Origin of the sequence: Streptomyces mirabilis, assembly GCF_039503195.1 — a bacterium.
Taxonomy (GTDB): Bacteria; Actinomycetota; Actinomycetes; order Streptomycetales; family Streptomycetaceae; genus Streptomyces; species Streptomyces mirabilis_D.
Map to the genome: position 1 here is coordinate 6,048,614 of NZ_JBCJKP010000001.1, position 12,880 is coordinate 6,061,493.

The 12,880-nt window shown below is 70.6% G+C and carries 11 protein-coding genes and 2 pseudogenes; all 13 read left to right on the plus strand.

What is annotated here, in order from left to right:
- Positions 1 to 91 precede the first annotated feature (91 nt).
- The 13 genes and pseudogenes from AAFF41_RS27915 (at position 92) to AAFF41_RS27975 (ending at position 12,839) form a co-directional block, all read left to right on the plus strand.
- Positions 92 to 505, plus strand: a complete 414-nt coding sequence (locus AAFF41_RS27915; protein ID WP_343324798.1) for an NADH-quinone oxidoreductase subunit A — start codon at positions 92 to 94, stop codon at positions 503 to 505.
- Positions 496 to 1,164: an NADH-quinone oxidoreductase subunit B gene (locus AAFF41_RS27920; protein WP_343324799.1), complete on the plus strand. Its 669-nt coding sequence runs from the start codon at positions 496 to 498 to the stop codon at positions 1,162 to 1,164. Before AAFF41_RS27915 ends, AAFF41_RS27920 begins: the two co-directional genes overlap by 10 nt.
- Positions 1,161 to 2,440: pseudogene (locus AAFF41_RS27925) on the plus strand (NADH-quinone oxidoreductase subunit C). Before AAFF41_RS27920 ends, AAFF41_RS27925 begins: the two are co-directional and overlap by 4 nt.
- Positions 2,437 to 3,404, plus strand: a pseudogene (locus AAFF41_RS27930) (complex I subunit 1/NuoH family protein). Before AAFF41_RS27925 ends, AAFF41_RS27930 begins: the two co-directional pseudogenes overlap by 4 nt.
- A 2-nt stretch (positions 3,405 to 3,406) precedes the next feature.
- Positions 3,407 to 4,141, plus strand: coding sequence for a NuoI/complex I 23 kDa subunit family protein (locus AAFF41_RS27935; protein ID WP_319750098.1), 735 nt, complete (start codon positions 3,407 to 3,409; stop codon positions 4,139 to 4,141).
- Positions 4,138 to 4,791: an NADH-quinone oxidoreductase subunit J family protein gene (locus AAFF41_RS27940; RefSeq protein WP_319750099.1), complete on the plus strand. Its 654-nt coding sequence runs from the start codon at positions 4,138 to 4,140 to the stop codon at positions 4,789 to 4,791. Before AAFF41_RS27935 ends, AAFF41_RS27940 begins: the two co-directional genes overlap by 4 nt.
- A complete protein-coding gene (gene nuoK / locus AAFF41_RS27945) occupies positions 4,791 to 5,189 on the plus strand; it encodes an NADH-quinone oxidoreductase subunit NuoK (RefSeq protein WP_319750100.1) in 399 nt (132 codons plus the stop codon). The genes AAFF41_RS27940 and nuoK overlap by 1 nt, the downstream gene beginning before the upstream one ends.
- Entirely contained in the window at positions 5,186 to 7,177 is a 1,992-nt protein-coding gene (locus tag AAFF41_RS27950; protein ID WP_319750101.1) for an NADH-quinone oxidoreductase subunit 5 family protein, read from the plus strand. The genes nuoK and AAFF41_RS27950 overlap by 4 nt, the downstream gene beginning before the upstream one ends.
- A gap of 6 nt (positions 7,178 to 7,183) precedes the next feature.
- The gene (locus AAFF41_RS27955; RefSeq protein WP_319750102.1) at positions 7,184 to 8,761 is read left to right on the plus strand and encodes an NADH-quinone oxidoreductase subunit M; all 1,578 of its coding nucleotides are present in this window, start codon (positions 7,184 to 7,186) and stop codon (positions 8,759 to 8,761) included.
- Positions 8,758 to 10,257, plus strand: a complete 1,500-nt coding sequence (locus tag AAFF41_RS27960; RefSeq protein WP_319750103.1) for an NADH-quinone oxidoreductase subunit N — start codon at positions 8,758 to 8,760, stop codon at positions 10,255 to 10,257. The genes AAFF41_RS27955 and AAFF41_RS27960 overlap by 4 nt, the downstream gene beginning before the upstream one ends.
- 168 nt (positions 10,258 to 10,425) lie before the next feature.
- Positions 10,426 to 11,289, plus strand: a complete 864-nt coding sequence (gene htpX, locus AAFF41_RS27965; protein WP_060901518.1) for a zinc metalloprotease HtpX — start codon at positions 10,426 to 10,428, stop codon at positions 11,287 to 11,289.
- Positions 11,286 to 11,678: a YccF domain-containing protein gene (locus tag AAFF41_RS27970; RefSeq protein WP_319750104.1), complete on the plus strand. Its 393-nt coding sequence runs from the start codon at positions 11,286 to 11,288 to the stop codon at positions 11,676 to 11,678. The genes htpX and AAFF41_RS27970 overlap by 4 nt, the downstream gene beginning before the upstream one ends.
- A gap of 15 nt (positions 11,679 to 11,693) precedes the next feature.
- Entirely contained in the window at positions 11,694 to 12,839 is a 1,146-nt protein-coding gene (locus AAFF41_RS27975) for a barstar family protein (protein ID WP_319750105.1), read from the plus strand.
- Positions 12,840 to 12,880 lie beyond the last annotated feature (41 nt).

The window sequence follows — 12,880 nt, forward strand, 5'->3', positions numbered from 1 at the left end:
CCGTCCGTACAGATCGTCGAACGGGGCGCATCACAGCGTGCGCGACGGGGCGCGCGCCGGGCGCAACGAGGTCAGGGAGTGAGGGGCTGACGTGTCGGAACCGACCGTTGTCACGGCAACCGGGGCCGTCGTCGCGGCGGGCTACTTCCAGTCGTACTCGGTCGTCGGACTGCTCGTCGTCGTCGGCGTGCTCTTCGTCGCCGTCGCCTTCGGGGCGGGCCGTCTGCTGCGGCCGGTGGTCCCGACCCCCGAGAAACTCCTGACATACGAGTGCGGCGTCGACCCCGTCGGCGAGGGCTGGGCCCACACGCAGGTCCGCTACTACGTCTACGCCTTCCTCTACGTCATCTTCGCCGTCGACTCGATCTTCCTCTTCCCTTGGGCGACCGTCTTCGCCGCGCCCGGCTACGGCGCGGCCACCCTCGTGGAGATGTTCATCTTCCTCGGCTTCCTGGCCGTGGGCCTGCTGTACGCATACAAGAAGGGCGTCCTGACATGGACGTGACCCCCTCGGACGTGACCCCCTCGACGCCCTCCGAACCGGCGCCGCTGCCCGAACCGGTGCTGCCCGAACCGGTGGTGCTTCCCGAGCAGGTGCTGCTTCCCGAGCCGAAGCGGCTCGGCGTGCTCTCCCGGCTGGCCCCGGAGCCGATGAAGGTGGTCCTGAACTGGGGCCGCCGCTACTCGCTCTGGGTCTTCAACTTCGGCCTCGCCTGCTGCGCGATCGAGTTCATCGCCGCGTCGATGGCCCGCCACGACTTCATCCGGCTCGGCGTGATCCCGTTCGCGCCGGGTCCGCGCCAGGCCGACCTGATGGTCGTCTCCGGCACGGTCACGGACAAGATGGCCCCGGCCGTCAAGCGTCTCTACGAGCAGATGCCCGAGCCGAAGTACGTCATCTCCTTCGGTGCGTGCTCCAACTGCGGCGGCCCGTACTGGGACTCCTACTCCGTCACCAAGGGCGTCGACCAGATCATCCCGGTGGACGTCTACGTCCCCGGGTGCCCGCCCCGCCCCGAAGCGCTGCTGCAGGGCATCCTCAAGCTCCAGGAGAAGATCGCCCGGGAGTCGCTGGGGGAGCGCTACAGCTCCTCGCCGCGTCCGTCGGCCGCCGCCCTGCAGAGCGACCTGGTGCGTCCGCCCGCCGTGGGGGAGGACCGATGACCGTCGGCTGGCTCCCCGCCCCCGTCGAGGAGCTCTTCGGCCCGGAGGCCACGGCCGAGGAGTCGTACGAGGTCCTGACGGTCGACGTACCGCCGACCGCCTGGCTCCCCGCCCTGGAGACCGCGCGCGACTCGCTGGGCTGCACCTACTTCGACTGGCTGAGCGCCGTCGACGAACCCGGCACGGGCTTCCGCGTCGCCGCGCACGTGGTGGCGCTGTCTCCCGTACGCCGCCTCCTCGTCCGTACGACCGTCCCGCACTCGGCACCCGTCCTGGCCACGGCGGTCTCCGTGTACGCCGGCGCCGGCTGGCACGAGCGGGAGACCCACGAGATGTTCGGCGTCACCTTCGAGGGCCACCCGGGCCTCGACCCCCTTCTTCTCCCCGAGGGCTTCGAAGGCCACCCCCTCCGCAAGGACTTCGTCCTCGCCGCCCGCGTCGCCAAGGCCTGGCCCGGGGCGAAGGAGCCGGGGGAGTCCGATCACGGTGGCCCCAAGCGCCGCCAGATGCTTCCGCCCGGCGTACCCGACCCCAACGAATGGGGTCCCCTGAAGGGCCAGCTCCCCCGGCCCCCGCCCGCCCGGCGCGCGGAGCGGCCCGAGCCGCCGGCGATCGCCCGGTGCGGCGGGCCCGTACGGCGGGCGAGGGCTCGGCGAGCCAGACCACCACCACCGGCGACACGGGAACCGGTCCCGCCGCCGGTGCCGCCACTGCTGCCGCCGCCGGTGCGCAGGCCCCGACGCCCCCTCGCCGGGCGCGCAGCGCCGGCCAGGGCTCGGCCAGCCAGCGGGCCGAGGCCCCGGCCGCCGACGAACAGGCACCTTCGACGGCCGCCCCCGCGGCCCCGGGAACCGCCGAGCCGGCGCCTCCCGCCAGCCCCCGCCGTACGCGCAGCGCGAGCCAGGGCTCGGCGACACAAAGGGCACAGGCCACCGAGCAGCCGCCCGCTGCCGCGGCGCCGCGCAGCTCCGACGCCCCTTGGCACCACGCCCGCCCCGCGTTCGACGAGCAGGAGCAGGAGCCGAAGCCGAAGCCGGAGTCCAGGTCGGAGTCGGAGTCGGAGCCGGGGGCGACCCCGGAGCCCGCGGCTGCCCCGAACCCGGCACCCGAGGCCACCTCGAAACCCCCGGCATCCCCTGATTCGGACTCCGATTCGGAGTCCGAATCGGGCTCCGGCTCGCACCCCGACTCCACCCCCGCTCCCGAAGACCCCGCTCCCGAAGGGCCCGCTCCCGAAGACCCCACCCCGAGAAACCCAGCCGGAGGCACGCAGTGAACGACGCTCTCGACGTCGCCCTACGCCTCCTCGTCGTCTTCGTCGTGTTCCTGACGTTCCCCCTGATCGTCGGTCAGACCGAGCACAAGGTGATGGCCCACATGCAGGGCCGCCTCGGCCCGATGTACGCCGGCGGCTTCCACGGCTGGGCCCAACTCGTCGCGGACGGCGTGAAGTTCGCGCAGAAGGAAGACATCGTCCCCGCGGGTGCGGACCGCCGTATCTTCCAGCTCGCCCCCGCCGTCGCCCTTCTCCCGTACCTTCTCGTCCTCCTCGCCATCCCGATCGGCCCGAGTGAGGGCGCCGTCGGCCAGGTCGTCGACGCGGGCATCTTCTTCGTTCTCGCCGTGATGGGCGTGGGGGTCCTCGGCTCGCTCATGGCGGGCTGGGCCTCGGCCAACAAGTTCTCCCTTCTCGGCGGCCTGCGCACCGCCGCGCAGCTCCTCGCCTACGAACTCCCGATGCTGCTGACCGCCGCCTCCGTCGCGATGGCGGCCGGCACGGTCTCCCTGCCCGGCATCGTCGCCGCCTTCGAGTGGTGGTGGGTGCCCTGGCAGATCGTCGGCGCGGTCGTCTTCTTCGTGGCGGGCCTCGCCGAACTCCAGCGCCCGCCCTTCGACATGCCCGTCGCCGACTCGGAGATCATCTTCGGCGCGTACACCGAGTACACCGGACTGCGCTTCGCGCTCTTCCTCCTCGCCGAGTACGCCGGAATCGTCGTCCTGTGCGGTCTGACCACCGTCCTCTTCCTGGGCGGCTGGCACGGCCCGTGGGGTGCCGACGGCCTCGGCTGGGTCTGGACCCTTCTGAAGACGGCCCTCCTCGCCTTCGTCGTGATCTGGCTGCGCGTCACCTACCCCCGCCTGCGCGAGGACCAGCTCCAGAAACTCTCCTGGACCCTCCTCGTCCCCTCTCTCTCGCCCAGATCGCCCTCACCGGCATCGTCAAGGTGGTGATCTCGTAACCATGGCCGAGCCTCTCCCGCCCACCCGCTCCCGCATTCCTGGCTCCGGACTCGCCAAGGGCCTGGCCGTCACCCTCCGCACGATGACGAAGAAGACCGTCACCGCGCAGTACCCGGACGTCCAGCCCGAACTCCCGCCCCGCTCCCGCGGCGTCATCGGCCTGTTCGAGGAGAACTGCACGGTCTGCATGCTGTGCGCCCGCGAGTGCCCGGACTGGTGCATCTACATCGACTCCCACAAGGAGACGGTCCCGCCGGCCGCCCCCGGTGGCCGCGAGCGCAGCCGCAACGTCCTCGATCGCTTCGCCATCGACTTCTCCCTGTGCATGTACTGCGGTATCTGCATCGAGGTCTGTCCTTTCGACGCGCTGTTCTGGTCCCCGGAGTTCGAGTACGCGGAGACCGACATCCACGAACTCACCCACGAGCGCGACAAGCTCCGCGAGTGGATGTGGACGGTTCCGGCCCCGCCCGCCCTCGACCCCGGCGCCGAGGAACCGAAGGAACTGGCCGCCGCCCGCAAAACCGCCGACAAACTCGCCGCCGAGGCAGCCACGGCAGCCGAGGCAGCCGAATTCGCGGCGCAGACAGCCGAACAGGCAGCCCAGCCCGAACCCCCGGCCGGTGGCACGACCACAGGCCCGACCACGGACGAGACGACAGGCACGACCTCAGGTACGACCTCAGACACGCCCGAGCCCTCCAAGCCCTCCGACCCGCAGGACGGTGCGTCGTGAGCCTCGCAGCAGCCACGGCCGCCGCGGCGCGGGCCACGACCACCACCGCCGAAAGCCACGGCTTCCTCTCCCCGACGGGCGTCGAGATCGCCTTCCTCCTCGTCGGCCTGGTCACCTTCGGCGCCGCGATCGTCACCGTCACCACCAAGCAGCTGGTGCACGCCGCCCTGTGGCTGGTGATGGCGCTCGGCGGCCTCGCCGTCGAGTACCTCCTGCTCACGGCCGAGTTCATCGCCTGGGTGCAGGTCCTCATCTACGTCGGTTCCGTCGTCGTCCTCCTTCTGTTCGGTCTGATGCTCACCAAGGCGCCGATCGGCCGCTCCCCGGACGCCGACTCGGGCAACCGCTGGGCCGCCCTCACCGTGGCCGTCGCCGCGGCCGCCGCCCTCGTCTGGGTGGTCGTGGACGCCTTCCGCACCACCTGGGTCGACCTGAAGGGCCCCGCCGCCGGCTCCACCGAGGTCACCGGAGCGAGCCTCTTCCAGAACTGGGTCCTCCCCTTCGAGGCCCTCTCCGTCCTCCTCCTCGCCGCCCTGGTCGGCGCGATCGTCCTCTCCCGCAAGGCGAAGGCCGACGCCACCACCACGGCGGACGCTGCCACCCCCGCGGGTGCCCAGAGCCGCCGGAGCGAGAAGGAAGGGACCCGCTGATGCACCTCGCCTATCCCGCCGTGCTCTCCGCCCTCCTCTTCTGCACGGGCCTGTACGGAGTCCTCGCGCGCCGCAACGCGATCCTGGTCCTGATGTCCGTGGAGCTCATGCTCAACGCCGTCAACCTGAACCTCGTCGCCTTCGACGTCTGGCTCTCCAGGACCGCCCGCGACACGCTCCACTCCGGCCAGGCCCTGACCCTGTTCACCGTCGCCATCGCGGCCGCCGAGATCGGCATCGGCCTGGCGATCGTCCTCGCCGTCTACCGGGGCCGCGGAACCTCGGACATCGACAAGCTCCGCGACACCGCCGAGGGCCCCGCCCCGGACGGCTCCCACGGCGACGGCACCGAAGAAGCCCCCGTCACGGGAGACGAGAAGGCTGAGGCCACCGCGTGACCACGACCACCCTCGCCGTCCTCGTCCCCCTCCTTCCGTTCCTGGGCGCCGCGGCCGGACTCCTCCTCGGCCGCACGGTCCCCGGCTACGTCCGCCCCCTCGCGGTACTCCCGTCCCTCACCGCGCTCGTCCTCGCCGTACTGGTCGCCGTGCGCCAGGGCGGCGGCCAGGCCATCAACGCGGCCACCGAACTGACGCCCACCGGCTCGGTCCCGATCGAACTCGCCCTGCACATCGACGGCTTTGCCGCCCTCGTCGCCGTACTCGTCGGCGTCGTCGCCTCCTGCGTGCAGATCTACTCGACGGGATACCTGCGCGACGACCCGCGCTACCCCTCGTACGCCGCTCTCATCTCCCTCTTCACCTCCGCGATGCTGCTCGTCGTCTACTCCGGCGACCTGATCGTGCTCCTGGTCGGCTGGGAGGTCATGGGCATCTGCTCGTACTTCCTGGTCGGCCACTACTGGGAGACCCCCGAGGCCCGCGCCGCCTCGATCAAGGCCTTCCTGGTCACCAAACTCGGCGACGTCCCCTTCCTCATCGGTCTGTTCGCCCTCGCCACCGACGCCGGGTCCTTCCGCATCACCACGGTCCTCGGCACCGTCGCGAGCGGCGGACTGCACCATCCGACGCTGATCGCCCTGCTGCTCCTCGCCGGCGTGGCGGGCAAGTCGGCGCTGTTCCCGCTGCACACCTGGCTGCCCGACGCGATGGCGGGCCCGACACCCGTCTCCGCCCTGATCCACGCGGCGACGATGGTCGCTGCCGGTATCTACTTCGTCGCCCGGCTCCTCCCCGTCTTCCAGGCCTCCTCGGCCGCGATGGTGGTCCTCGCCGTCATGGCCGCCGTCACGATGGCGGGCTCGGCACTCGCCGCACTCGCCCAGGACGACATCAAGCGGGTCCTCGCGTACTCGACGATCGGCCAGCTCGGGTACATGGCAGGCGCCCTCGCCGTCGGCGACCGCGGTGCCGCCGTCTTCCATCTCCTGTCCCACGGCGCCTTCAAGGCGCTGCTGTTCCTCGCCGCCGGCGTGATCATCCACGCCTCCGGCACCAACTCGCTGGCCGTCATGTCCCGCATGACGGGCCTGCGATCCCGCGTCCCCGACGCCTACTGGACGATGACCGTGGCGCTGCTCGCGCTCGCCGCGATCCCGCCGTTCAGCGGCTTCTTCTCCAAGGAGGCCGTCCTCGGCGCGGCCGAGCACGTCGCCACCGGCCACACCGAGCACGCCCCCGGCTCCGCGGGCTGGATCGTCCTCGTCGCCGGTCTGGTCACCGCCGTACTCACCGCCGCGTACGCGACCCGGCTGTGGCTGCTCGCCTTCCACGGCCGGGGCGTCAAGGCTCCCGACCACGGCAAGGAGCCGCGCAGCATGACCGTCGTGCTGTGGGTGCTCGCCGTCCCTTCCCTCGCTTTCGGGCTCGCGTACGGCCGACTGCCCGACTGGTTCGACGGCCGCGACCTGACACCGGTCCTCACCACCTCCGTCCTCGGCACGGGGCTCGCCCTGGTGGGCGGGATCGTCACCTACGGCGCCTGGCGGCACACCACCGCGTTGGCTCCCCGCGTGCCGATGGGTGCGGTCGTGGCCCATCCCGATGCCGAGCCCGCGCGGGTCGAGGCGGAGGCGATCGCCAGTCACGCGCCCACGTTCGGAGACGTGGCCTACGCCCCGGACCCGGCGGATCCCGGACGGCTGCTGCTCGGCCCGCTGCACCGGCACGCGGCCGTCGGATTCCACCTCGACGCCGTGTACCACGTGCTGTTCGTCCGCCCCGTCCAGGCCGGAGCCGCACTCGTCCGGTTCCTCGACCGTGAGGTCGTCGACACCTACGTACGCGGTGCCGCCGCCCTACCCCGCCTGCTCGGCGCCGCCGTACGGCGCGCGCAGACCGGCAATGTGCAGACCTATGTGAGCGCGCTGCTCGCCGGCACCGTCGTCCTGGTGGTCGCCGCCCTCCTCGTCGCCACGGGAGCGTGAGCAGGCGTGATCGATATCAGTGAATCCGTGATGCAGATTCTTCTCGCGTTGATCGTCGTCGGGCCGCTCATCGGCGCCGCCGCCGCTCTCCTGCCCGCGCCGCCCGGACTGAAGGGGAAGTCACCGGACCAGGCCGTGCTGCGGCACGGCGTGATCGTCACCGGTGTGGTGCTCATCGCCGCGATCGTCCTCGCGCTCGGCTTCGACCACGACCACCCGTCAAAGATGCAGGCCACGACGGACATCAGCTGGATCCCCGCACTCGACGTGCGGATCCACCTCGGCATCGACGGCATCTCCCTCCCCCTTCTGGTCCTGACCGCGCTGCTGACCTTCCTCTGCGCGCTCTACAGCTACTTCAAGATGCCCGCGGGGCCGACCCCGAAGGCCTTCGTCGCCCTGCTGCTCGTCCTCGAGTCCGGCACCCTCGCGACCTTCGCCGTCCTCGATCTGCTGCTGTTCTTCCTCGCGTTCGAGATGGTGCTCATCCCGATGTACTTCCTCATCGCCCGGTGGGGCGGTGCGCAGCGCCAGGCCGCGGCCTGGAAGTTCATCCTCTTCACACTGCTCGGTTCGGTCGTCATGCTGCTGGGCCTGCTCCTGATCGGAATCAAGGCGGGCACATTCGACATGGTGGCACTCGCCACTGACAACGGCCGGTCGCTGACCACATCCGTGCAGGTCATCGCCGTTCTGGCGATCGGAATCGGGCTCGCGGTCAAGACGCCGATGTGGCCGCTGCACAGCTGGCTGCCGGACGCCCACACCGCCGCGCCCACCGTCGGCTCGGTCCTGCTGGCCGGTGTACTGCTGAAGATGGGTACGTACGGTTTCGTCCGGATTCTGTTGCCGATCGCGCCGGACGGGATGCACACCTTCGCCCCCTACCTCGCCGCCTTCGCCGTGGTCGGGATCATCTACGGATCCCTGGCCTGCCTGGCCCTCGCGAAACAGGGAGCGAAGGGCGATCTCAAGCGGCTCATCGCGTACTCGTCCGTCGGTCACATGGGATTCGTCCTGCTCGGCATCGCGACGATGACCCCGACCGGCGTGAACGGCGCGCTGTTCGCCAACATCGCCCACGGCCTCATCACCGGACTGCTCTTCTTCCTCGTCGGGGCGCTGAAGGACCGCACGGGCACCACCGACCTCGACACCCTCGCCGAGGAGACCGGCGCCGCGCTCTACGGCAAGGCTCCGCGTCTCGGCGGGCTCCTCGCCTTCGCCGCCGTCGCCTCGCTCGGGCTCCCGGGCCTCGCCGGATTCTGGGGCGAGATGCTGGCTCTGTTCGGCGCGTTCAAACCCGCAGCCGACCTCAGCCGTCCCGCGTATCTGACGTTCATGGCGATCGCCGCCTTCGGCACGCTGCTCACGGCCGCGTACATGCTCGTCGTCGTACGCCGTGTGTGCATGGGCGAGACCCCGGGGCAGGAGGCGCCGAAGCTCGCCGACGTCCAGAGCTACGAGTTCGCGGCCTGGACGCCGCTCGTCGCCCTCACGGTCGTCGCCGGCCTGTGGCCCAAGGCCCTCCTCGGCCTGACCGACCCGGCCGTACAGCAGCTCTTCGCAGGAGGCACCCGATGAGCTCCCTGGTCCAGTCCGTCGACTGGCTCGCGATCGCGCCGCCCACCCTCGCCGCGGTCGTCGGACTCGTCGTGCTCGTCGCCGACCTCTTCGTCGGAGAGGAGAAGAAGGCGGTACTCGGCTGGGTGTCGGTGGCGGGGCTCGCCGCGTCCGCGCTCATGCTGCTGCCCCTCCGGGACGGCGACCGCGCCACCTTCTGCCTGACGGGCGACGCGCACGCCTGCAGCTACACGGCGGACCGCTTCACCCTCGTCATCCAGTTCCTGGTCCTCGGCGGCGCGCTCCTGGCGGCACTGCTGTCGGTCACGGCCCTGAAGGACGCCAACAAAGACCTCCCCGAAGGGGAGTTCTGGTTCCTGTTGCTCTCCTCGGCCGCGGGCGCCGCCCTGCTGCCCGCCTCCCGTGACCTCGCGACGCTCATCGTCGCCCTCGAAGTCGCCTCACTGCCCGCCTTCGCACTCGTCGGCATCAAACGCGGCGACAAAAAGTCCTCCGAGGCGGCCCTGAAGTTCTTCCTGTCCTCCGTCACCGCGACCGCCGTCAGTCTCATGGGCGTCAGCTTCGTCTACGCGACGACCGGCAGCCTCTACCTGACCCAGATCGCGGACAGGATCCAGCACGTCGACGGACAGTTCCACACCCTCGCCCAGGCGGGCGTCGTCCTCACCCTAGTCGGCTTCGCCTTCAAGACGGCCGCCGTGCCCTTCCACTTCTGGGTGCCCGACACCTACGTAGGGGCGCCTTTGCCGATCGCCGCCTACTTGTCGGTCGTCGGCAAGGCGGTCGGCTTCTCCGGCCTGATCCTCGTCACCGTCGTCGCCCTCCCTTCGTACGGAGACGTCTGGGGCCCGGCGCTCGCCGCGCTGGCCGCCTTCACCATGACCGTCGGCAACGTCGGCGCCCTGCGCCAGCAAGCCACGCGCGCGTACAGCGCGGTCCGCCTGCTCGCCTGGTCCTCCGTCGGCCAGGCCGGCTACCTCCTGGTCCCGATCGCGTCCGCCGCCTACTCCAAGGACGCCGAGAAGGCCATCGGCTCCACCGTCGCCTACGCCCTGATGTACGCGGTGGTGAACCTGGGCGCCTTCGCCGTGGCCGCCCTCGTCGCCCGTACGAGCCCCCTGAACCGCATCAGCGACTACCGGGGCCTGTACGCGAGGAGCCCCCTGTCCGCGCTGATCCTCGGCTTCTTCCTGCTCTGCCTCGCGGGACTGCCGCCGGGCATCATCGGGCTCTTCGCCAAGGTCACCGTCTTCGCGGCGGCCGTCGACGCGGGGCTCGGCTGGCTGGCCGTGGTCATGGCCGTCAACGTCGTGATCGCGCTCTTCTACTACCTCCAGTGGACGACCCTGCTCTTCCGCGCCCCCGAGGGGGAGTCCGAGAAGCACCGCGTCCCGGCCCCGCTGACCGCCGCGATCGCCCTGACGGCCGTCCTGGGCATCGTCCTCTCCGGGGCACCTCAGCTGGTTCTGCGCTTCTCCGCGACCGGCCTGTTCTGAGACCGTCACCCGGACTGTCACCCGGACGGTCCACGGGCGCTGTCGCGCGCACAAGGGAACTAGTGCTCCCCGCCTGGCGTTGACCAGTTCGGGAGGTTCCACTGAAAAGTGGAAGCAAGGTATCAGCAAGCAAAGGGTTCCCCTGCCGCACCACTTGGAGGGCGTACCGTGCACCGCCGGCACAATGGGCTCAGGACCGCCGTACTCCTCGGGGGACTGTCCGCACTCATCATCGTCATCGGCAGCTTCTTCGGGCGTACCGGCCTCGTCGTCGCGCTGTTCATCGCGATCGGGACGAACGCGTACGCGTACTGGAACAGCGACAAACTGGCTCTACGCGCGATGCGCGCACGCCCGGTGAGCGAATTCGAGGCCCCGGCCCTGTACCGCATCGTCCGGGAGCTCTCGACCCAGGCCCGCCAGCCGATGCCGCGCCTGTACATCTCACCGACCGAAGCGCCGAACGCGTTCGCGACGGGACGCAACCCACGCAACGCGGCGGTGTGCTGCACCGAGGGAATCCTGCGCATCCTGGACGAGCGCGAGCTGCGCGGCGTCATCGGCCACGAGCTCAGCCATGTCTACAACCGCGACATCCTGATCTCGTCGGTCGCGGGCGCCCTCGCCTCCGTGATCATGTTCCTGGTGAATTTCGCCTGGCTGATCCCGGTCGGCCGTTCGAACGACGACGAGGGCCCCGGCATCCTCGGCATGCTGCTGATCATGATCCTGGGTCCGCTCGCCGCGTCCCTCATCCAGTTGGCCATCAGCCGCTCCAGGGAGTACGAGGCGGACGCGTCCGGCGCCCAGCTCACCGGCGACCCTCTCGCCCTCGCCAGTGCCCTGCGCAAGCTCGACGCGGGCACCAAACAACTGCCTCTGCCCCCCGAGCCGCGCATCGAGACCGCGAGCCACATGATGATCGCCAACCCCTTCCGCCCGGGCCAGGGAATGTCGAAGATGTTCTCCACGCACCCGCCGATGGCGGAGCGCATCGCCCGGCTCGAGCAGATGGCAGGTCGCCAGCAATGAAGACAATCCTGAACGTCATTTGGCTCGTCCTGAGCGGCTTCTGGCTGTTCCTCGGCTACTTGGCCGCCGGCGTGCTGCTGTGCATCACCGTCATCGGCATCCCGTTTGGCATCGCGGCCTTCCGTATCGGCGTCTACGCCCTGTGGCCCTTCGGCTATACGACGGTGGAGCGCCGCGACGCGGGCGCCCCCTCCTGCGTCGGTAATGTCCTGTGGCTGGTCCTCGCGGGCTGGTGGCTCGCCCTCGCCCACATCGTCACCGGCATCCTGCTGTGCATCACGATCATCGGCATCCCGTTCGGCATCGCCAACTTCAAGCTCATCCCGGTCTCGTTGCTCCCGCTGGGCCGCGAAATCGTCCGCACGGACGAGCCGTTCGCCACGCGCTGAGGGGGCGGCGCGGGGGTGCAGAATCCGAAGTACGCCGTGGCGGCGTACAGCAACAGGGGCGTCGGCGAGTCGATATGGGCGCTGTGCAAGGACGCCACTGACGAGCTCTACGCCGATCCGCTCCCTCCCTCGCGCGTCCGGTACGACCTCCTCGGCTGCGCACCCCGGGGCGAGTTGGCCGGGGCCGTGGAGCGGGCCCGCACCACAGGCTCCGCTCCGCTGGGTGGCCTATTGGTGCGGACCCTCGACGCCACGCACACCCCGGTCGGGGAGGAATGGCCACTGGAGTACGCACGGGTCCTCGGCGACCGCCCGTGCGCGCTCGACCCGACGCTGCGCGACATCACCGTCGAGACGTCGGCGGTCCCGGACACCCAGGCCGAACACCCCCAACGGCCATTGCTCTCCGCGGGACACCGACTGCTGGGCGCGGACGGCGAGCCGCGGGGCCACTGCCGGGACCTCGTCCAAGTCCCGGGCGAATTCCTCGAACCGGCCGACCCGCCGGTGCGCCTGCTCGGCTGCTCTCCGCGCGGATCCCTGCGCGACGCGCTCGAAGCGGGCGACGAGGACCTGGGACACGCCCACGTGCTGCGCCTCAACCGGGTCGGCCGGACGGTCGGGTCCGTACTCGAAGGCGAGATCATCGCGTGGATCCCCTCCGCGCACGGCCGGGGCTTGGTCGATCTCACGCTAGACCCCTGGTCGCGGAGGCTTCCCAGAGCAGCCCGCGAGGCCCGGGACGTGTGGTGGCGCGAACGCCAGTCCGAGCCGAACAGCTGGGCCCGATGCAGCTCGCAGGGGCGCGAGTTCTGGCTCGACCGGGCACGGGAAGGAACGAACCCGTACGGGCCCGCCCCAGAGCCTGGCACCACCTACCACCTCGACGGCCGCCACGTCACCGACGCGCCGGCCTTCCACTGCGCGCTGGGCGAGGCGGTGAATGGTCCCGGCGGTTACTTCGGCCACGACCTGGGCGCCGTCGCAGATTGCCTGCGAGGCGGCTACGGCGCCGAGCCGCCCTTCACCCTCGTCCGGCACGACGCGGACGTCGCCCGCACCTGCCTCGGCGTGACGCCGTGCCGGGACCGCAGACCCCCGACATTCGAGGAACTGCTCGCCTTCCTCACCGAGAACGGCGTCGACGTACGTATCGCCTGATGGGTTATCCACAGGCCGCCCGATTGTCAGTGGCGCGCTGC